Origin of the sequence: Streptomyces africanus (genome assembly GCF_002150735.1) — a bacterium.
Taxonomy (GTDB): Bacteria; Actinomycetota; Actinomycetes; order Streptomycetales; family Streptomycetaceae; genus Streptomyces; species Streptomyces africanus.
The window spans coordinates 1-19978 of sequence record NZ_MUKA01000024.1 but is presented as its reverse complement, the minus strand read 5'-3'; the positions used below and the strand labels follow the sequence as shown (position 1 = coordinate 19978).

The following is a 19978-nucleotide window of genomic DNA, read 5'->3' as shown; positions in this document are numbered from 1 at the left end:
GACGACCGGGGTGGGGTGGGGCTCAGTGGTGCTCGGCGAGAGCGCCCTGGATGTACGTGCAGGCGAGGAGTACGAAGACGTACGCCTGGACGGCCTGCACGAAAAGCTCGAAGCCGATCATGGCGATGGTCATCACGAAGGAGACACCGGCCGCCGGGACCATCCAGCTGTTCAGGAGGTACCAGGAGGCGACGGTGAACATGACCAGCATCAGGTGGCCGGCGAACATGTTGGCGAACAGTCGCACCGCGTGCGTGAACGGCCGGACGAGCAGGTTCGAGAAGAACTCGATGACCATCACGAGCGGCAGCACCGGGCCGAGCGACTTGTCGTAGCCCGTGACGTTCTTGAAGAACCCGACGAAACCGTGCCGCTTGAAGGTCAGCGACACCCAGGTCACGTAGACGATCGCGGCCAGGACCGCCGGGAACGCGATGATCGACGAGACCGGGAACTGCGCCAGCGGGACCACGGACCAGATGTTCATGATCCAGATGAAGAAGAACAGCGAGACCATGAACGGTACGTACTTCTCGCCCTCCTTCTTTCCGAGGGTCTCGTAGACGATGCCGCGGCGGACGAAGTCGTATCCGGCTTCACCGACCATCTGCAGCTTGCCCGGCACCACCTTGGCCTTGCCGAAGGCCGCGTAGAAGAAGCCGATGATGAGAATGGTGGTGATGATGGCAAGGAGCATCACCTTGTTGAACTCGAACCCCCCGACCGTGGCGAGCGGCTTGAAGAGGAACGAGTGCAGGCCCGGAGCCGGAAAACCACACCCGTTGTCGGACATGATCCGACAGCTCCAGTCAAAGGCGAGCTGGGTCTGGTCAGCACTCACCGCGGGCTCCTTCGGCGTGACGCATGGGTACGGCAACCTCGTTGTGTCGGCGCGGCGCGCAGCCGCGGGTCGGCACCGGACTGGTGTTACGGATGTGGGGGCGGCTGAGGGGCATCGAGCCTCGCGTTCGAGCAGGCGTCAGCTCAGATGCCCGCGCCCGCGATGCCGCAGTTGGCACCGGACGATAGCAGGAGTTCCGAGTGCTCTTTATCGCGCCCCTACTCGTCACGACGGGGACCCGGTCTTCTCGGGCTTCTCACTCTTCTCGGAGTCCGGGTCGATGTAGAAGATCTTGGCCTTCATGTGCGCACGAGCCTGCGCAGCCATCCACACGACGGTCGCGACGACGAGGCCGGCGGCGAACGCCCTCGCGTTGAAGAATGAGGTGTCCTTGAAGAGGGCGACGAAAATCAGGAGCAGCAGCAACTGGGCCGTGTAGAGCATCAGCCCCATGGCCTGGAACAACTGCGGGAGCGTTTTCGCCGTTCGCTGGAGGACGTACAGACCGACCCCCATGAAGAGGATGGCCAACGCCGCGCCGACGGCGGCTCCGAGGGCTCCCTTGCCTCCGGCCACCACGCCGCTGACGGCGACGGCGACCACACCGGCAGCCGCTGTGGGCGCAGCGCACTGCAGAAGGTTCCGGGCGTCATTGGACGGCATGGCGGCAACTCCGCTTTCGCAGGGGGCAGGGGTGTCGTCATGGACGAGCGTAGTCCCGGGCTGAGTGGAGACCTCACACCAATGGACCGTCGCACTGCGGTCCTTCGGCTCTATCCGGGAGGTTCTCGTGAACCGTATCACAAACTATTTGATGCAGTCTTTACCTGAAGGTGTGCGGGCTGTCACACATGAGAGTGAAGGCGCGCGTCTGTGCAGGAACGGCGCCGACTTGTCTGGTATTGGGGCGCTTCGCACCCCCATCACAACCCCACGACTTGGCAATGCTCTAGTCAGATTCTTACCTTGCCCCGGTTCTTACCTTGTCCACGTTCTTACGGAGACCCGGTTCTTACGGAGTCCCGGCCTTGCGCCGGTCCGCCAGACGCGAGCGTGCGCCGAGGGCTGTGGCTCCGTTGGCTCCTGAGACGCCGGACACCACCGGGGCGCGGTCCTCGGGCGCGACCGGGGCCGCCTGCTCGGCTGCGGACGCCGGCGTCGAGGCGTCGGGCGCCAGGGCCGGGACCCCGCGGCGCCGGTAGCGCGGCGGCACGAACCGCTCCATCCAGCGCGGGGCGCGCGGCGTGAAGCGCGGCAGCAGGAGCAGCGCCAGGCCGATCGCGCTGAGGAACACGACGCCGAGCACGATCCACATGGACGCCGAGTTGACCGAGTAGCCAAGCGCGCCGAAGGCGATCAGCGCCGACCAGAAGTACATGATCAGCACGGCCCGGCTGTGCGAGTGGCCGATCTCCAGCAGACGGTGGTGCAGGTGGCCGCGGTCGGCGGCGAACGGCGACTGGCCGCGCCAGGTGCGGCGCACGATGGCCAGGATCAGGTCGGCGGCCGGAACCGCGATGATCGTCAGCGGCAGCAGCAGCGGGATGTAGACGGGGACCGTCTGGTGCACGGCCTCCTTCTCCGACCCGACGTACAGGTTGAGCGCGTCCGGGTCGACCTGCCCCGTGACGGAGATCGCGCCCGCGGCCAGGACCAGGCCGATCAGCATCGACCCCGAGTCGCCCATGAAGATCCGCGCCGGGTGCATGTTGTGCGGCAGGAAGCCCAGGCACATGCCCATCAGGATCGCCGAGAAGAGCGTGGCGGGGGCGGCGGCCTCGACGCCGTACGAGTACCAGATCCGGTAGGCGTACAGGAAGAACGCGGTGGCCGCGATGCAGACCATGCCGGCCGCGAGACCGTCCAGGCCGTCGACGAAGTTGACCGCGTTGATCGTGATGACGACCAGCGCCACCGTCAGCAGGGTGCCCTGCCACTGGGTGAGCGCCACCGAGCCGATGCCCGGGATCGGCAGCCACAGGATCGTCAGACCCTGCACGACCATCACGCCCGCGGCGATCATCTGGCCGCCCAGCTTGATCAGGGCGTCGATCTCGAACTTGTCGTCCAGTACACCGATCAGCCAGATCAGGGCCGCCCCGGACAGCAGCGCCCGGGGTTCGTTCGAGGCCTGGAAGACCTGGTTGAGGTTGGTCAGGTGGTCGGCGACCAGCAGGCCCGCGCACAGGCCGAAGAACATGGCGATCCCGCCGAGCCGCGGAGTGGGCTCCCGGTGCACGTCACGTGCCCGGATCTCCGGCATCGCTCCGGCCACGATCGCGAACTTCCGTACCGGCCCTGTCAGCAGATACGTCACCGCGGCCGTGACGCAGAGCGTCAGCAGGTATTCACGCACGGGCTTCCCCACAGGTTTCGCTGGCCATCTCAGCCCCACACCCTAGCGATGCGCGCATATGTGTGGGGACTTCCGGGTAGCGACGATGGTTGCACGAGTAGCTGTGCACCCTGGTGCGCTTACCCCGACTCAAGCCGGATACGGCGGAAATCCACCGGCCAGCTCCCGCACTTCTTCACGGGCCCTCGCGGTCCCGGTCACGCCCCTGAGCACCCCGGCGAGCAGCTTGGCGATCCGCGCCATCTCCGCCTCGCCCATGCCCTGCGTGGTGACGGCGGCCGTGCCCAGCCTGAGTCCCCGGGCGTCGCCGTGCGGCAGCGCGCAGCAGTCGAGGACCAGGCCGGCCGCGGCGAGACGGCCCCGGGCGGTGCGGCCGTCGACGCCGAGCGGCGCCGGGTCGGCGGTGATCAGATGGGTGTCCGTGCCGCCCGTGGTGACGACCAGGCCCTCGGCGGCCAGCCGGGCCGCGAGAACCCTCGCATTGGCGACCACCTGATGGGCGTACACGGCGAACGCCGCAGTTGCCGCCTCCCCGAACGCGACCGCCTTGGCCGCGATGGTGTGCATCTGCGCACCACCCTGTGTGAAAGGGAACACGGCCCGGTCGACCCGCTCGGCCAGCTCCGCCCGGCACAGGATCATCCCGCCGCGCGGACCCCGCAGCACCTTGTGAGTCGTCGCACAGACGATGTCCGCGTACGGCACCGGGTTCGGCGCCGCTCCCCCGGCCACCAGCCCGATGGGATGCGCGGCGTCCGCGACGAGATACGCGCCCACCTCGTCGGCGACCTCGCGGAAGAACGCGTAGTCGATGTGCCGCGGGTAGGCGATCGAGCCGCACACGATCGCCTTGGGCCGGCGCGTGCGCGCCAGGGTGCGCACCTGCTCGTGGTCCATCAGCCCGGACTCGGCCTCCACGCCGTATCCGACGAAGTCGAACCAGCGCCCCGAGAAGTTCGCGGGCGACCCGTGGGTGAGATGGCCGCCGTAGGGCAGGCCGAGGGCGAGCACGGTGTCGCCGGGGCGCAGCAGGGCTGCGTAGGCGGCCAGGACGGCCGAAGAGCCGGAGTGGGACTGGACGTTGGCGTGCTCAGCGCCGAACAGCGCCCTGGCCCGGTCCACGGCGACGCGTTCGGCGACGTCGGCGATCTCACAGCCGCCGTGGTGCCGCGCTCCCGGGTAGCCCTCGGCGTACTTGTTGGCGAGCGGCGAGCCGAGCGCGGCCAGGACGGCCGGCGAGCTGAAGTTCTCGGCGGCGATCAGCTGGAGCGTGGTCGCCTGCCGCTCCCGCTCGCCGAGCAGGATGTCGGCGAGTTCGGGGTCCTGGCGGCGCAGGAGGTCGGCCTCGATGGCAGGGGTGACCGTCATGGTGGGCTCCGGGCGGCGTCGACGGTGACGTACGTCCAATGTAGGCCCGGGGCCCCCGGGGCGCGCGGTCGTTACGTCTTTGCGGGGACGCCCGTGAGGGCCGTGACGACCGGATCGAGTGCCTGGTGTATCTCGTCCCCGATGGACCGGAAGAACGTCAGGGGCGCCCCGTACGGGTCGTACACCTCGTCCGCCTCGGCGGTCGGGGCCAGCAGCCACCCGCGTAGAGCCGCCGCGGCACGCACCAGGGCACGCGCGCGCGTGACCACGCCCTCCTCCAGGGGCGGCAGGGTCGCCGGGTCGATGGCCTTCACCAGGCGGGTGAACTCCTTGAGGGTGAACGTCCGCAGGCCCGCCGAGTGCCCCATGGAGATGACCTGCGCCCGGTGGTCGCGGGTGGCGGTCAGCACCAGGTCGGCGCGGACCACGTGCTCGTCGAGGAGTTCGCGCCCGGTGAAGCCGGAGGCGTCCGCGCCGAAGTCGGCCAGCACGGCCTCCGCGTTGGCCTCCATGGGGGCGCCCTCGTGGCCCCAGGTGCCCGCGCTCTCCACGATCAGCCCGCCGCCGAGGATCCCCAGCCGCTCCTTCACGAAATGGCGGGTCAGCCGCTCGGTGATGGGCGAGCGGCACACGTTGCCGGTACTGACGTGGAGGATGCGGAAGCTGTCACGCGGAAGCCCCACGAACGTCGTCGTGATCTCCGCCGCGCTTTCCCCGTTGCCTATGCCACGCCCCGCTCCAGGGGCCGTCAATTCGCCACCTCGAGGTCGGGTACGACCTTTCGCAGCTCTTCCGCCGAGAGCGCGCCGGCGCGCAGCAGCAGCGGCACCTCACGGGTCACGTCCACGATCGACGACGGGACGTTGCCGGGGGTCGGGCCGCCGTCGAGGTAGACGGAGACGGAGTCGCCGAGCATCTCCTGCGCGGCGTCACAGTCCTCCGGCGCCGGGTGACCGGTCAGGTTGGCGGAGGAGACGGCCATCGGGCCCACCTCCGTCAGCAGCTCGATGGCGACGGGGTGCAGCGGCATGCGCACGGCGACCGTGCCCCGGGTGTCGCCCAGGTCCCACTGGAGGGACGGCTGGTGCTTGGCGACGAGCGTCAGCGCGCCCGGCCAGAAGGCGTCGACCAGCTCCCAGGCCAGCTCCGAGAAGTCCGTGACGAGCCCGTGCAGCGTGTTCGGGGAGCCGATGAGGACGGGGGTGGGCATGTTGCGGCCCCGGCCCTTGGCCTCCAGCAGGTCGGCGACCGCCTCCGAGGAGAACGCGTCGGCGCCGATGCCGTACACCGTGTCCGTCGGCAGCACCACGAGCTCGCCACGGCGGACGGCGGACGCTGCCTCACGCAGACCGGTCACACGGTCGGTCGCGTCGTTGGTGTCGTATCGCCGTGCCATCTTTAGCTGGCCTCCTCGTACACGTGCTGCTGGGATGAAGACTGCGAAGAACGCGCGCTCACGGCAGCGCCTTGCGGGCCGTGGCGAAACGCGGGCGGTTGTTCAGGTCCGGGTGGTCGGCGGCGTCGGTCCAGCCCCGGTCCTCGGCGAAGATCCACGGCACCTGGCCGCCCTGGGTGTCGGCGTGCTCCACGACCACGACACCGCCGGGGCGCAGCAGCCGGTGCGCGGTGCGCTCCAGGCCGCGGATGAGGTCGAGGCCGTCCTCGCCGGAGAACAGGGCCAGGCCGGGGTCGTGGTCCCGCGCCTCGGGGGCGACGTACTCCCACTCGGTGAGCGGGATGTACGGCGGGTTGGAGATGACCAGGTCGACCTGGCCGTCGAGGTCCGGGAAGGCCGTCAGGGCGTCTCCCTGGCGCAGCTCGACCCTGGACCCCTCCACGTTCTTGCGGGTCCACTTCAGGGCGTCCTCGGACAGCTCCACGGCGTGCACGCGCGAGCGCGGCACCTCCTGGGCGAGGGCGAGCGCGATGGCGCCGGAGCCGGTGCACAGATCGACGATGCACGGCTCGACGACGTCCATGGCCCGTACGGCGTCTATGGCCCAGCCGACCACGGACTCCGTCTCCGGCCGGGGCACGAACACCCCGGGCCCGACCTGGAGTTCCAGGTACCGGAAGTAGGCGCGCCCGGTGATGTGCTGGAGCGGCTCGCGGGCCTCGCGGCGGGCGATGACCTCCCAGTAGCGGGCGTCGAAGTCGGAGTCCTTGACGGAGTGCAGCTCGCCGCGCTTGACGCCGTGCACGAACGCGGCGAGCTCCTCCGCGTCGGTGCGGGGCGAGGGCACGCCGGCGTCGGCGAGCCGCTGGGTGGCCTGGGCCACCTCCGCGAGCAGCACGCTGCGGGGGCTTGGGGGTCGCCCCCCAAATGACTGCTGCACGCAACTCCTCCGGTACTCGGTACTCCTACGTGTCCTTACGCGGCGGCCAGCTTGGCAGCCGAGTCCGCGTCGACACAGGCCTGGATCACCGCGTCGAGGTCGCCGTCCAGGACCTGGTCCAGGTTGTACGCCTTGAAGCCGACACGGTGGTCCGAGAGGCGGTTCTCCGGGTAGTTGTACGTACGGATCTTCTCGGAGCGGTCGACGGTGCGGACCTGGCTGCGGCGGGCGTCGGCGGCGTTCCTCTCCGCTTCCTCCTGCGCGGCTGCGAGGAGCCTGGACCGCAGGATACGCAGTGCCTGCTCCTTGTTCTGCAACTGGCTCTTCTCGTTCTGGCAGGAGGCGACGACTCCGGTCGGGATGTGCGTGATGCGCACGGCGGAGTCGGTGGTGTTGACGGACTGCCCGCCCGGTCCGGAGGAGCGGTAGACGTCGATGCGCAGGTCGTTCGGATTGATCTCGACGTCGACCTCCTCGGCCTCGGGCGTGACCAGCACACCGGCGGCGGAGGTGTGGATACGGCCCTGGGACTCGGTGGCGGGGACGCGCTGCACGCGGTGCACGCCGCCCTCGTACTTCAGGCGGGCCCACACACCCTGTCCGGGCTCCGTCGCGCCCTGGCCGCCCTTGGTCTTCACGGCCACCTGGACGTCCTTGTAGCCGCCCAGCTCGGACTCGGTGGCGTCGATGATCTCGGTCTTCCAGCCCACGCGCTCGGCGTACCGCAGGTACATGCGCAGCAGGTCGCCGGCGAACAGGGCCGACTCGTCGCCGCCCGCGCCCGCCTTGATCTCGAGGATGACGTCCTTGTCGTCGCTGGGATCGCGCGGGACGAGGAGCAGGCGCAGCTTCTCGGTCAGCTCCTCGCGCCGCTGCTCCAGCTCCTTGACCTCGGCCACGAAGTCGGGGTCGTCGGCGGCGAATTCACGCGCGGTCTCGATGTCGTCGCCCGTCTGCGTCCAGGAGCGGTACGTGGCGACGATCGGGGTGAGCTCGGCGTAACGCTTGTTCAGCTTGCGCGCGTTGGCCTGGTCGTTGTGAACCGACGGGTCGGCGAGCTTCTTCTCCAGGTCGGCGTGCTCGGCGACGAGTTCCTCGACGGCCTCGAACATCTTGGGCTCCTGTGCAGGGACGGGGGTGAAGGGCGGGCGACCAAAAACGCCGGTCCCGGAGCGCCCGGTGAGGGGGCGCGTCCGTGGACCGGCGCTAGGGCCTGCCCGGCGGATCAGGTCGGAGGAAATCCGCCGTACCCGTCAGTGCCGGTGAGCGGGGCCTGGTGCGTGCAGCTGCAAGGCGGAGGAAGGAGTCGACGCGGAGCGTCGGCGACTGACGACAACGCCGCAGATGTGCGTGCCAGGCCCCGCGTCTCCGACAGGATCCGCCGGGCAGGCCCTAGGGGGCTCGCTACTTCTTGGAGCCGGCGGCCTTGCCGAAGCGGGCCTCGAAGCGGGCCACGCGGCCACCGGTGTCGAGGATCTTCTGCTTGCCCGTGTAGAACGGGTGGCACTCGGAGCACACATCGGCACGGATCGCGCCGGACTCGATGGTGCTGCGAGTGGTGAACGACGCGCCGCAGGTGCAGCTGACCTGCGTCTCGACGTACGCGGGGTGGATGTCGCGCTTCAAGGTGTCTCCTAGGTTTCGGGAGGGCGCCGGGTCGCTGCCGCGGGGTGCGGGAGCGTGAACCGGGGCCGACGTACCAGTCTGCCAGGACTGGGGCCATCCCCCAAAACCGGGGGTTGCCGTCGTTTGTTCCCCGTGTCCCTTACCGGCCGCTCACGACACCCTGGGCTTCACCCGTCGCCGTGCCCTTCGTCGCGCTCTCGGGGATCGGCTTGTCGTTCTTCAGGGCCTTCCAGATCTCGTCGGCCTTCTTCTCCTGGAGCAGGACCCGGTTGGGGTCGGCCGGGTCGTAGGCCACCGGCATCGTGACCATGTGCATGTGGGACGGGGTGATGCCCTTGAGGCCGCCCGCGAAGGACGCGAGCTTGTTGACCGAGCCGAGGTCGGAGTCGGCCGTCACCGTCTTGGTCGCGGTCTCCGCGAGGTCGAGCAGCTTCTTCGGGTTCGTGAAGACGCCGACGTCCTTGACCTGGTTGACCAGGGCCTTGATGAAGGCCTGCTGGAGCTGGATGCGGCCGAGGTCGGAGCCGTCGCCGACACCGTGCCGGGTGCGGACCAGGCCGAGGGCCTGCTCGCCGTCGAGTCTGTGGGTGCCGGCCTTCAGCTTCAGGTGGCTGTCGGGGTCGTCGATGTTCTTGGTCGTGGTGATCTCGACGCCGCCGAGGTCGTCGATGAGCTTCTGGAAGCCGGCGAAGTCGACCTCCAGGTAGTGGTCCATGCGCAGGTCGGTGATCGACTCGACGGTCTTCACGGCGCAGGCGGCCCCGCCGGTGGAGTACGCGGAGTTGAACATCACGCCGTTGGCGGCGGGATACTCCTTGCCCTTGGTGTCCGTGCACGCGGGCCGGTCGATGAGGGTGTCGCGCGGGATGGAGACCACGCTGGCCTTCTTGTGCCCCTTGTAGACGTGCACGATCATCGCCGTGTCGGAGCGGGCGCTGCCGTCGTCGGTGCCGCCGCCGAGCTTCTTGTTGCCGCCGGCACGGGTGTCGGAGCCGAGGACGAGGATGTTCTGCGAGCCGTTGTCGGCCTTCTTGGGCCGGTCCGTGCCGAGGGCCTGGTCGATGTCGACGCTCTTGAGGTTGCCGTTGAGCTTGAAGTACACGTACCCCGCCCCGGCGCCGCCCACGGCGACGATGCCCGCAGCGGTCCAGGCCGTCACCATCAGGGCCTTGTGGCGCTTGGGGGGCTTGCGGCGTCGGCCCTTGGCGCGGTGGCGCGGCCCGGTGGTGCCGGTATCGCCCGGTATACCCGGACCCGGCGTGCTCTCGGCGGACATGTGCTCCTCAGCTCGTCTACGGTCGGTTACCCCCTGCGGTCAGTGCCAGGCGTGCTCGGTCGGGGACTTCCTCCTGGCACCATCGTCACTCCGCCTGGTCAGACGGAGAAACTCGGGAAAGGGTTGCACAACGGACTGTGCCCACCGCGTGGGACGGTGGGCACAGTGTGTGTTCGTGTCGGCGAGGGGTACCTCGCTCACCTGCGGTTTCAGCCGAAGATGTCGTACTGCTTGAAATCGGTACCGACAGAGATCCTTGTGGCGAAGATCTCGCTGGTCGCCTTGCCGGTGCCCGGGTACAGGTAGAGCGTCCCGCCGGGGGTGCGGGCCAGGAAGTCGGCCTTGCCGTCGCCGGTGATGTCGCCGGTGGCGTCGAAGGCGTTGTAGCCGCTCCAGGTGCGCACCTTGACCCGGGCCGAGAAGGCGCCCGAGCCGGCCTTGCCGGTGCCCTTGTACAGGTACATGTAGCTGCCCGACGCGCTGCGGGCGATCAGGTCGGTCTTGCCGTCCCCGGTGAAGTCGCCGTGGCCGCGCACGGAGTTGTACTGGTTCCAGCCGGAGCTCACCTTGACGCGGGGCGAGAAGGTGCCGTTGCCCTTGCCCGGGTAGATCCACAGCACGCCCGCCGAGTCGACGGAGAGCAGGTCGGGCAGGTAGTCGCCGGTGACGTCACCGGGGGTGATGATGCGGGTGCGGGTCTTCCAGTTGTCGGCGATCTGCTTGGTGGACCAGGTGCCCGTGGAGATCACGTAGTGGGTCCAGAAGACGTCGCCGTCGCTGCTGCGCCGGTAGACCAGGTCCTGGTAGCCGTCCCGGTCGAAGTCCGTCTGGAGGACGGTGTTGAAGCCGTTCCAGTTGCCCCAGGACTCGCGGGCGGCGAAGGACGTGCCCTTGGAGTCCTTGGAGTAGCCCGTCTTGGTCGAGGCGTTGCGCACCCACAGGTCGGCCTTGTGGTCACCGCTGATGTTGGTGTCGTCCAGGCGCGGGTAGGCGGCGCCGGCGTAGGCGCTGACCTTGCTGAAGACGCTGTAGGCGCCCTTGGCGACGCAGTCCGTCACGCCCCAGGAGACGACACCGACGATCCGGTTGTTCACGACCAGCGGCCCGCCGGAGTCGCCGTTGCAGGCGGTGGTGGTACCGGTGTCGCTGCCGGTGGCGGGCTGGCCCGCGCAGACCATGTGGCCCTTGATGAAATCGCTGCCGTACGCGCCGGCGCAGGTGGTGTCGGACTGGACGGGCAGTGTGGCCGTCTTCAGCGTCTCGGAGATGTCGTCGCTGGTGGAGCTGGTGCGGCCCCAGCCGTAGACCTTGGCGCTGGTGCCGGCCTGGTACGACGTGGTGTCGCCGGACGTCGTCATGCGGATCGGCGTGGCCTTCACCGGGACGGGCAGGGTGAGCACCGCGATGTCGTTGTCGATGGTCGTCGCGTTGTACGACGGGTGGTTCCACTGTCGCCAGACGCCCGTGACGGTGCCGCCGTGCACGTCGGTGCCGTCGGCCGAGGGCAGCTGGGAGGTGCCGGTGACGATGGCGCCGTTGGCGTGCCAGTCGTAGCCCTTGACGCAGTGCGAGGCGGTGAGGATCTTCGTCGGCGCGACGACGGCGCCGCCGCAGAAGAAGCCGATGTCGTCGCTGGTGGTCGAGGTGCCCCGGTCGTCGTAGTAGTGGAGCTGCGCCATCCACGGGGCCGAGGTGATGGTCGTCTCGCTGCCACCGATGATCTTCGGGTCGATGGCGGACGGGCTCGTGTCGGTGCTCGCGCTCAGCGACGCCTTGTTCGTCCTGCCCGCGACGTCGTCGCCGGCCATGGCGCCCGCGACGCGCTTCTCCAGCTCGGCGAGCGACGGCGAGGTGGTGGCGGGCTTGACCGTCGGCTGCGGCAGTGCGGTGGCCGCTCCGGCGGACGTCGTCAGCAGCGCGGCGGCCACTGCGGCGGCCACACCGGCCGCGGCGACGGGAAGGGCGATGCGTATCCGGCGTCTGTGCCGACCGCCCCCAGGCATGGTTCTACCCACGAATGTCCCCCCTCGGGATCACATGTTCGAAGAGAGCGTGATCCTACCCGCACCCGAACAGCACGAAGGGCCGCCCCCGTTTCCGGGAGCGGCCCTCTTACGCAGTGCTTACCTCAGTCGCCGTTGCCCGGCGTCGGAGTGGTCTTCTGGATCTGCATCAGGAACTCGGCGTTCGACTTCGTCTGCTTCATCTTGTCGAGGAGCAGTTCGACGGCCTGCTGCTGGTCGAGGGCGTGCAGCACCCGGCGCAGCTTCCAGACGATGGAGAGCTCGTCGCTGGCGAGCAGGATCTCTTCCTTACGGGTGCCGGACGCGTCGACGTCCACCGCCGGGAAGATGCGCTTGTCCGCGAGCTTCCGGTCGAGCTTGAGCTCCGCGTTGCCGGTGCCCTTGAACTCCTCGAAGATCACCTCGTCCATGCGGGAGCCGGTGTCGACGAGAGCCGTCGCCAGGATGGTGAGCGAGCCACCGTCCTCGATGTTGCGCGCGGCACCGAAGAAGCGCTTCGGCGGGTACAGCGCCGTCGAGTCGACACCACCGGAGAGGATGCGGCCGGAGGCCGGGGCGGCGAGGTTGTACGCACGGCCCAGACGCGTGATGGAGTCCAGCAGGACGACCACGTCGTGACCCAGCTCGACCAGCCGCTTGGCGCGCTCGATGGCGAGCTCCGCGACCGTCGTGTGGTCCTCGGCGGGGCGGTCGAAGGTCGAGGAGATGACCTCGCCCTTGACCGACCGCTGCATGTCGGTGACCTCTTCCGGACGCTCGTCGACGAGGACGACCATCAGGTGGCACTCGGGGTTGTTGTGCGTGATCGCGTTGGCGATCGCCTGCATGATCATGGTCTTGCCGGTCTTCGGCGGGGCCACGATCAGACCGCGCTGGCCCTTGCCGATGGGCGAGACCAGGTCGATGATGCGGGTGGTGAGGACGCCCGGGTCCGTCTCCAGACGGAGGCGGTCCTGCGGGTACAGCGGGGTGAGCTTGTTGAACTCCGGGCGGCCACGGCCGTGTTCGGGCGCCATGCCGTTGACCGAGTCCAGGCGCACCAGCGCGTTGAACTTCTCGCGGCGCTCGCCTTCCTTCGGCTGACGGACCGCACCGGTGATGTGGTCGCCCTTGCGCAGGCCGTTCTTGCGGACCTGGGCGAGGGAGACGTACACGTCGTTCGGGCCGGGCAGGTAGCCGGACGTGCGGATGAAGGCGTAGTTGTCGAGGATGTCCAGGATGCCCGCGACGGGGATCAGGACGTCGTCCTCGGCGATCTGCGGCTCGGAGGCGATGTCGTCGCGGCCACGGCGGCCACGGCGGTCGCGGTACCGCCCGCGACGGCCGCGCCGGCCGCCCTCGAAGTCGTCGTCATCCTGCTGACGGTCACGGTCCTGGCGGCCGCCGCCCTGCTGCTGGTTCTGCTGGCCGCGCTGGCCGCCCTGCTGGTCGTCGCCCTTGTTGCCACGGCGATCGCGGTCGCGGCCGCCGTCGCGGTCCCTGTCCCGGCCGCGGTCCCGGCGGTCGCGGCGACGGCCCTCGCCGCCCTCGCCCCCGTCGGACTTGGCGTCGTTCTGGGACTGCTGCTGCGGCTGCTGCTGCTGCGAGTCGCCCTTGGACTCGTTCTTCGCCTCGTTCTTCGCTTCGGCGGCGACCGTCTCGGGAGCGCCGGCCGGGGAACCGGCGTCGGCGGTGGCCCGGCGACGGCGGCGCTCGGCGGGCGCATCGTCACTGGCGGGCTGGCCGGGAATCTCGATCTGCTGCTGGGCCACGGCCTTCTCGGCGGGGGCCTCGGGGGCCTGCTTCGCGTCCGCCTTCTTCTCCGCCTTCTCGGCGTTGTCCCCCGTACGGCTCCGGGAGGTGGCGCGGCGCTTCGGCTTGGTCTCGGCGGGGGCCTCGGCCTTCGCGGCCGGGGCGGCGCCGCCGGACGCCTGCGCCTCCTTGATGACCTCGATCAGCTGGCTCTTGCGCATACGCGCGGTGCCCCTGATACCGAGGCCGGATGCGACCTGTTGCAGCTCGGCCAGCACCATGCCCTCGAGGCCGGTACCGCGGCGCCGCCGGGAGCCGGCACCGGTGGCAGGCGCGGAGGCGTCCGTGGCGGGCGCGGCAGCGGTCTCCTCGACACGTGCGCCCATCAGATCGGTGGTGTCGCTCACGAAGGGTCCTTCCCTGGAGCGGACGTCGGCCTGTCTGGCTCGGCGACCGGTTGTGCTGTCCGGCTTCGGTCCGTGTGGTGTGAACCGTGCCGGGGCGGTGGTCCGCCTCAGCGGCGGAGGAATCTGGTGATGGCGCTTCCGTATGCCGTGGCACCCAGTGTCAGTGTCACGCGGCGTGGTCGCACCGGTTCCGGAGCGTGCCCTGCGCCCCGCTCAGTGTCCTTGTACGGCGTACGAGCCGACGTACGGAACACAGTGCGGCGTGGGGGGCTCCCGGAAGAATGTCTGTCCCGGACGGGGACACGAGGCACCTCGCCATGGTGGGGTCGGGTGCAGACTTGAGGTTAACACTACCGGATCCAACAAACATTCCCCCTCTCCAAATCCGGCAACCGTGCGCTGTCAAATGTCACTGGAGGTCGCGAGCGGCAGCACGACCGCGCCCTGCGGATCGAGGCTCAGCCGGTTGGCGGCCCAGTCCGCGCCCGCCAGTGCCTCGACCTTGTCGGCGGTGCCCGCGTCGGCCAGCGCCATGACCGTCGGGCCGGCGCCGGAGATCACCGCGGGGACGCCCTCGCCCCGCAGCCGCTCCACCAGCGCCGCACTCTCGGGCATGGCCGGGGCGCGGTACTCCTGGTGCAGGCGGTCCTCGGTGGCGGGCAGCAGCAGCTCGGGACGCCGGGTCATCGCCTCGACGAGCAGAGCGGCCCGGCCCGCGTTGGTGGCCGCGTCGACATGCGGCACGGTGCGCGGGAGCAGGCCGCGCGCGGTTTCGGTGAGTACCGGCTTTCCGGGTACGAAAACCACCGGAACGATGGAATCGGCGGGCTCCATCCTGATCGCCCGGGCCGCGCCGCCCTCCAGCCAGGACAGCGTGAAGCCGCCCAGCAGACACGCGGCGACGTTGTCGGGGTGGCCCTCGATCTCGGTGGCGAGCTCCAGCAGCGCCGTGTCGTCGAGCTTGGCCTCGGCGCCTATGGTCACGGCGCGGGCGGCGACGATGCCAGCGCAGATGGCGGCCGAGGAGGAGCCCAGGCCCCGGCCGTGCGGAATGCGGTTGGCGCAGACGATCTCCAGGCCGCGCGGCTGTCCGCCCAGCAGATCGAAGGCGGTGCGCAGGGAACGTACGAGAAGGTGCCGCTCGTCGCGCGGGAGTGTCTCGCTGCCCTCACCCGCGATGTCGATGTGCAGCCCGGAGTCGGCCACCCGGACGACCACGTCGTCGTACAACCCCAGCGCGAGGCCGAGGGCGTCGAAGCCCGGGCCGAGGTTGGCGCTGGTGGCGGGGACGCGCACCCGGACGGCGGCGGCGCGGAACGCTGGACCGGCCATCGCTCGATGACTCTCCTTGAGCTGCGTGATTGTCGAATGACGTGGGACGGACATTCGATGGTGTACGAGAACCCTGGCGGCCGCGGAGACGGCGCGGCTCCGCGGCATATGCGGCGGGCGGGTTCAGTACAGCCTATCGAAGGAAGGTTCTGTGGCGACATAGGGCGCACAGGAGGCGCACGATGCGTGTCGTAAGCCCCCTGTGCACCCCCTGTGGGGAACCTCCCCGGGCAAGCGCCGTCTTACGCCGGACCGTGTCGGGCGTTACACCGGCGCCCGGCGCGTCGGCGCACGTCAGACCAGGCCGAGGCGCTCCGCGGCGGCCGCCGAGTCGACGGGTACGGTGACCGGCTGCGGGGCACCGGCGACGGCCCAGTCGGGGTCCTTCAGACCGTTGCCCGTGACGGTGCACACGATCCGCTGCCCCGGGTCGACCTTGCCCTGCTCGGCGGCCTTCAGCAGACCGGCGACGGACGCGGCGGACGCCGGCTCGACGAAGACACCCTCCTGCGAGGCCAACAGCCGGTAGGCGCGCAGGATCTCACGGTCCGTCACCTCGTCGATGAAGCCGCCCGACTCGTCCCGCGCGGCGAGCGCGTACTGCCAGGAGGCCGGGTTGCCGATGCGGATGGCGGTGGCGATGGTCGACGGGTCCTTGACGACCTCGCCGCGCACGATCGGGGCGCTGCCGGAGGCCTGGAAGCCCCACATGCGGGGGGCCCGGGTGGCGACGCCGTCGGCGGCGTACTCCTGGTAGCCCTTCCAATAGGCCGTGATGTTGCCCGCGTTGCCCACCGGCAGGACGTGGATGTCGGGCGCGTCGCCCAGCATGTCCACGATCTCGAACGCGGCCGTCTTCTGACCCTCGATACGTACCGGGTTGACCGAATTGACCAGCGCCACGGGGTAGTTGTCGCTCAGGCCGCGCGCGAGCGTGAGGCAGTCGTCGAAGTTGCCGTCGACCTGGAGGATCTTCGCGCCGTGCACGAGGGCCTGGCCCATCTTGCCGAGCGCGATCTTGCCCTGCGGCACGAGCACGGCACAGACCATCCCGGCCCGCACGGCGTACGCGGCGGCGGAGGCCGACGTGTTGCCGGTGGAGGCGCAGATGACGGCCTGCGCGCCCTCCTCCTTGGCCCGCGTGATGGCCATGGTCATGCCGCGGTCCTTGAAGGACCCGGTCGGATTCGCGCCCTCCACCTTGAGGTGGACCTCGCAGCCCGTGCGCTCGGAGAGCACCTGCGCGGGCACGAGCGGCGTGCCGCCCTCACGGAGCGTCACGACCGGCGTGGTGTCGGAGACCGGAAGCCGGTCCCGGTACTCCTCGATGATTCCGCGCCACTGGTGGGTCATTGCTGGTTACTCTCCTTCAACCCGCATGATGCTGGCGACACCACGCACGGTGTCGAGCTTGCGCAACGCCTCGACGGTCCCGGTGAGGGCGGCGTCGGACGCACGGTGCGTGACGACGACGAGGGACGCCTCGCCGTCCTTCCCCGATTGGCGAACCGTATCGATCGAGACTCCGTGCTCGGCGAAGACGGTCGCCACCTGGGCGAGAACGCCCGGTTTGTCGGCCACATCGAGGCTGATGTGGTAGCGCGTGACCACGTCGCCCATCGGCGACACCGGCAGGGCGGCGTAGGCGGACTCACCCGGTCCGGTCGCGCCGCCGATCCGGTTGCGGCAGACGGCGACGAGGTCGCCGAGCACGGCCGAGGCCGTGGGGGAACCGCCCGCTCCGGGGCCGTAGAACATGAGCTGCCCGGCGGCGTCGGACTCGACGAACACGGCGTTGTAGGCGCCGCGCACGGAGGCCAGCGGGTGATTCAGCGGGATCATCGCGGGATGCACGCGCGCGGTGACGGACGCCCCGTCCGCGGCCCGCTCGCAGATGGCGAGCAGCTTGATGGTGCAGCCCATCTCCTTCGCGGAGGCGAAGTCGGCCGCCGTCACCTCGGTCATGCCCTCGCGGTAGACGTCGTCGAGACGCACGCGCGTGTGGAACGAGATACCGGCGAGGATGGCGGCCTTGGCCGCGGCGTCGAAGCCCTCGACGTCGGCGGTCGGGTCGGCCTCCGCGTACCCCAGGGCGGTGGCCTCGTCGAGGGCCTCCTGGTAGCCGGCGCCCGTCGAGTCCATCTTGTCGAGGATGAAGTTGGTGGTGCCGTTGACGATGCCCATCACCCGGTTGATCTTGTCGCCGGCGAGGGACTCGCGCAGCGGCCGGATCAGCGGGATGGCACCGGCGACGGCGGCCTCGTAGTAGAGGTCCTTGTCGTGCTCCTCGGCGGCGGCGTGCAGGGCCGCCCCGTCCTGGGCGAGCAGCGCCTTGTTGGCGGAGACGACGGAGGCGCCGTGCTCGAAGGCGGTGGTGATGAGGGTCCGCGCGGGCTCGATGCCGCCGATCACCTCCACGACGACGTCGATGTCGCCGCGTTTGACGAGGGCGGTGGCGTCGGTGGTGACGAGGGCCGGGTCGATGCCCTCCCTGACCCGGTCGGGCCGCCGCACGGCCACGCCCGCCAGTTCCACCGGGGCCCCGATCCGGGCCGTGAGGTCGTCGGCGTGCGTCGTCATGATGCGCGCCACCTCTGAGCCGACCACTCCACAGCCCAGCAGCGCCACTTTCAGCGGACGCGTACGCATCATCCGACCTCGTCTCCTCATGACCTTCTACGGTGGAACCAGTCTCACTCACCGGACGGGAGTTTCTGCCCCCGGTCCGGATCGTGAGATGTCTATTTCATGTGTACGGGGGCGGAAGACAGGAGATCTTCCGCCCCGTGCCCTTCGGCTTCTCGCTCAGCCGACGTCGAGACGCAGCAGGTCCTCCTCCGTCTCGCGGCGGACGATCACCCGGGCCTCGCCGTCCCGCACGCTGACGACCGGCGGACGCAGCAGGTGGTTGTAGTTGCTGGCCATGGACCGGCAGTAGGCGCCCGTGGCCGGCACGGCGATGAGGTCACCCGGTGCCAGGTCGGCCGGCAGGAACGCGTCCCTGACCACGATGTCCCCGCTCTCGCAGTGCTTGCCGACCACCCGGGCGAGCATCGGCTCGGCGTCGGAGGTGCGGGAGACCAGCGCGACGCTGTACTCGGCGTCGTACAGCGCGGTGCGGATGTTGTCCGACATGCCGCCGTCGACGGAGACGTACGTCCGCAGCCCGTCGAGCGGCTTGATGGTGCCGACCTCGTAGAGCGTGAAGGCGGTCGGGCCGACGATGGCGCGGCCCGGCTCGACGGAGATGCGCGGCGTGCGCAGCCGGGCGGCCTCGCACTCCCGGCTGACGATCTCGGTGAGCGCCTTTGCGATCTCGTGCGGCTCGCGCGGGTCGTCGTCACTCGTGTACGCGATCCCGAGCCCGCCGCCGAGGTCGATCTCGGGCAGCTCGACGCCGTGCTCGTCGCGGATGTCCTTCAGCAGCCCGACCACTCGGTGGGCGGCGACCTCGAACCCGGACATGTCGAAGATCTGCGAGCCGATGTGGCTGTGGATGCCGACGACTTCGAGCCCGTCGAGCTGGAGGGCACGGCGTACGGCCTCGGCGGCCTGCCCGCCGGCCAGCGGGATGCCGAACTTCTGGTCCTCGTGGGCCGTGGCGATGAACTCGTGCGTGTGGGCCTCGACGCCGACCGTGATCCGGATCAGGACCTTCTGCCGCGTGCCGAGGCTCTGCGCGATGTGGGCGACGCGGGCGATCTCCTGGAAGGAGTCGAGCACGATGTGCCCCACGCCGGCCTCGATCGCGCGGGTGATCTCGTCGACGGACTTGTTGTTGCCGTGGAAGGCGATGCGCTCGGCGGGCATGCCGGCGGACAGGGCGGTGGTCAGCTCGCCGCCGGAGCACACGTCGACGTTCAGCCCCTCCTCGTGCAGCCAGCGCACGACGGCACGGGACAGGAACGCCTTGCCGGCGTAGAAGACGTCGGCGCCGGTCCCGAACGCGGTGCGCCACGCACGCGCGCGGGCCCGGAAGTCGGCCTCGTCGAGGAAGTAGGCCGGGGTGCCGAACTCCTCGGCGAGCCGCGTGACGGGGATCCCCCCGACGGTGGCGACACCGTCCTCGTCACGCGTCACGGTCTGCGCCCAGACCTTGGGGTCCAGGACGTTGAGGTCGGCGGGCGGGGCCGAGTAGTGGCCCTCGGGGAGGACGTCGGCGTGACGGGGCCCGGCGGGGTGGGCGGAACGGCTCATGATCGGTATGCGTCTCTCAGAGGTGGTCGGGTGCGTCGATGCCGAGCAGGGACAGGCCACCGGCCAGCACCGTCCCGGCGGCTTCGGCGAGGGCGAGCCGGGCACGGTGGGCGGCCGAGGGTTTCTCGTCGCCGAGGGGCAGCACGGCGGGGAGCAGGGGCAGCACGGCATCGGCGACGGTGACGAGATGCCGGGCCAGGCGGTCGGGACCGCGGTGGGTGGCCGTGACGGCGAGGACGCGGGGGTGGTCGCCGAGTGCGGCGAGCAGTGCCTCCGCGTCGCTCACGGGGCCGGGCTCGGGATGGAAGCCCAGGTCGGAGGCGTTGCGCAGGAGCGCCCGGGTGCGGGCGTGGGCGTACCGGACGCGGAAGAGAGGGTTGGCCTCCCGCTGGACCAGATGATCGCCGGGGATCCGGGGCCGGTCGTGGACGGCCGGGTACAGCAGCGCCCAGCGGGCGGCATCGCGGCCGAGGGGCAGGGGGTC

At 70.0% G+C, this 19978-nt stretch carries 17 protein-coding genes; all 17 read right to left on the bottom strand.

All coding sequences use genetic code 11. From position 1 onward, the window contains the following. Positions 1 to 22 precede the first annotated feature (22 nt). A complete protein-coding gene (atpB, locus tag CCL05_RS04110; protein ID WP_483025068.1) occupies positions 23 to 841 on the bottom strand; it encodes a F0F1 ATP synthase subunit A in 819 nt (272 codons plus the stop codon). 225 nt (positions 842 to 1066) lie between these two features. Further along, positions 1067 to 1504, bottom strand: a complete 438-nt coding sequence (locus CCL05_RS04105) for a Cg1360 family ATP-synthase-associated protein (protein ID WP_086559103.1) — start codon at positions 1502 to 1504, stop codon at positions 1067 to 1069. Between the two features lie 349 nt (positions 1505 to 1853). Then, positions 1854 to 3197 carry an MraY family glycosyltransferase gene (locus tag CCL05_RS04100; protein ID WP_086559102.1) on the bottom strand — a complete coding sequence of 448 codons (1344 nt, stop codon included), beginning with the start codon at positions 3195 to 3197 and terminating at the stop codon, positions 1854 to 1856. Positions 3198 to 3326: 129 nt separating this feature from the next. Continuing rightward, entirely contained in the window at positions 3327 to 4565 is a 1239-nt protein-coding gene (locus CCL05_RS04095) for a serine hydroxymethyltransferase (protein WP_086559101.1), read from the bottom strand. A 71-nt stretch (positions 4566 to 4636) separates the two neighbouring features. Then, positions 4637 to 5317, bottom strand: a complete 681-nt coding sequence (locus CCL05_RS04090; protein WP_086559100.1) for an arsenate reductase/protein-tyrosine-phosphatase family protein — start codon at positions 5315 to 5317, stop codon at positions 4637 to 4639. Beyond that, a complete protein-coding gene (locus tag CCL05_RS04085) occupies positions 5314 to 5961 on the bottom strand; it encodes an L-threonylcarbamoyladenylate synthase (protein WP_020272587.1) in 648 nt (215 codons plus the stop codon). Before CCL05_RS04085 ends, CCL05_RS04090 begins: the two co-directional genes overlap by 4 nt. Before the next feature lie 58 nt (positions 5962 to 6019). Further along, positions 6020 to 6859, bottom strand: coding sequence for a peptide chain release factor N(5)-glutamine methyltransferase (gene prmC, locus CCL05_RS04080; protein WP_086559099.1), 840 nt, complete (start codon positions 6857 to 6859; stop codon positions 6020 to 6022). Between the two features lie 77 nt (positions 6860 to 6936). Next, complete coding sequence (gene prfA, locus CCL05_RS04075) at positions 6937 to 8013, bottom strand: peptide chain release factor 1 (RefSeq protein ID WP_086559098.1); 1077 nt, start codon at positions 8011 to 8013, stop codon at positions 6937 to 6939. 292 nt (positions 8014 to 8305) lie between these two features. Continuing rightward, positions 8306 to 8527, bottom strand: a complete 222-nt coding sequence (rpmE, locus tag CCL05_RS04070) for a 50S ribosomal protein L31 (RefSeq protein ID WP_010040182.1) — start codon at positions 8525 to 8527, stop codon at positions 8306 to 8308. 139 nt (positions 8528 to 8666) lie between these two features. After that, on the bottom strand, positions 8667 to 9803 hold the full coding sequence (locus CCL05_RS04065) for an LCP family protein (protein ID WP_086559097.1): 1137 nt from the start codon (positions 9801 to 9803) through the stop codon (positions 8667 to 8669). A 209-nt stretch (positions 9804 to 10012) separates the two neighbouring features. Continuing rightward, positions 10013 to 11806, bottom strand: coding sequence for a trypsin-like serine protease (locus CCL05_RS04060; protein ID WP_167409503.1), 1794 nt, complete (start codon positions 11804 to 11806; stop codon positions 10013 to 10015). A gap of 125 nt (positions 11807 to 11931) precedes the next feature. After that, the gene (gene rho, locus CCL05_RS04055) at positions 11932 to 13965 is read right to left on the bottom strand and encodes a transcription termination factor Rho (RefSeq protein WP_086559096.1); all 2034 of its coding nucleotides are present in this window, start codon (positions 13963 to 13965) and stop codon (positions 11932 to 11934) included. A 402-nt stretch (positions 13966 to 14367) separates the two neighbouring features. Then, on the bottom strand, positions 14368 to 15297 hold the full coding sequence (thrB, locus tag CCL05_RS04050; protein ID WP_086559095.1) for a homoserine kinase: 930 nt from the start codon (positions 15295 to 15297) through the stop codon (positions 14368 to 14370). Between the two features lie 294 nt (positions 15298 to 15591). Continuing rightward, positions 15592 to 16650, bottom strand: a complete 1059-nt coding sequence (gene thrC, locus CCL05_RS04045; RefSeq protein WP_086559094.1) for a threonine synthase — start codon at positions 16648 to 16650, stop codon at positions 15592 to 15594. Between the two features lie 6 nt (positions 16651 to 16656). Beyond that, complete coding sequence (locus CCL05_RS04040) at positions 16657 to 17949, bottom strand: homoserine dehydrogenase (RefSeq protein WP_167409502.1); 1293 nt, start codon at positions 17947 to 17949, stop codon at positions 16657 to 16659. 153 nt (positions 17950 to 18102) lie between these two features. Further along, positions 18103 to 19494, bottom strand: a complete 1392-nt coding sequence (gene lysA / locus CCL05_RS04035) for a diaminopimelate decarboxylase (RefSeq protein ID WP_086559093.1) — start codon at positions 19492 to 19494, stop codon at positions 18103 to 18105. A gap of 16 nt (positions 19495 to 19510) precedes the next feature. Further along, a partial coding sequence (locus CCL05_RS04030; protein ID WP_244204149.1) for a DALR anticodon-binding domain-containing protein occupies positions 19511 to 19978 on the bottom strand: 468 nt, incomplete at its 5' end.

Coding starts and splice junctions, on each gene's coding strand:
- CCL05_RS04105 (WP_086559103.1), bottom strand. CDS start 1,504: ATGCCGTCCAATGACGCCCGGAACCTTCTGCAGTGCGCTGCGCCCACA.
- CCL05_RS04095 (WP_086559101.1), bottom strand. CDS start 4,565: ATGACGGTCACCCCTGCCATCGAGGCCGACCTCCTGCGCCGCCAGGAC.
- CCL05_RS04085 (WP_020272587.1), bottom strand. CDS start 5,961: ATGGCACGGCGATACGACACCAACGACGCGACCGACCGTGTGACCGGT.
- prfA (WP_086559098.1), bottom strand. CDS start 8,013: ATGTTCGAGGCCGTCGAGGAACTCGTCGCCGAGCACGCCGACCTGGAG.
- CCL05_RS04065 (WP_086559097.1), bottom strand. CDS start 9,803: ATGTCCGCCGAGAGCACGCCGGGTCCGGGTATACCGGGCGATACCGGC.
- CCL05_RS04060 (WP_167409503.1), bottom strand. CDS start 11,806: ATGCCTGGGGGCGGTCGGCACAGACGCCGGATACGCATCGCCCTTCCC.
- thrB (WP_086559095.1), bottom strand. CDS start 15,297: ATGGCCGGTCCAGCGTTCCGCGCCGCCGCCGTCCGGGTGCGCGTCCCC.
- thrC (WP_086559094.1), bottom strand. CDS start 16,650: ATGACCCACCAGTGGCGCGGAATCATCGAGGAGTACCGGGACCGGCTT.
- CCL05_RS04040 (WP_167409502.1), bottom strand. CDS start 17,949: ATGATGCGTACGCGTCCGCTGAAAGTGGCGCTGCTGGGCTGTGGAGTG.
- lysA (WP_086559093.1), bottom strand. CDS start 19,494: ATGAGCCGTTCCGCCCACCCCGCCGGGCCCCGTCACGCCGACGTCCTC.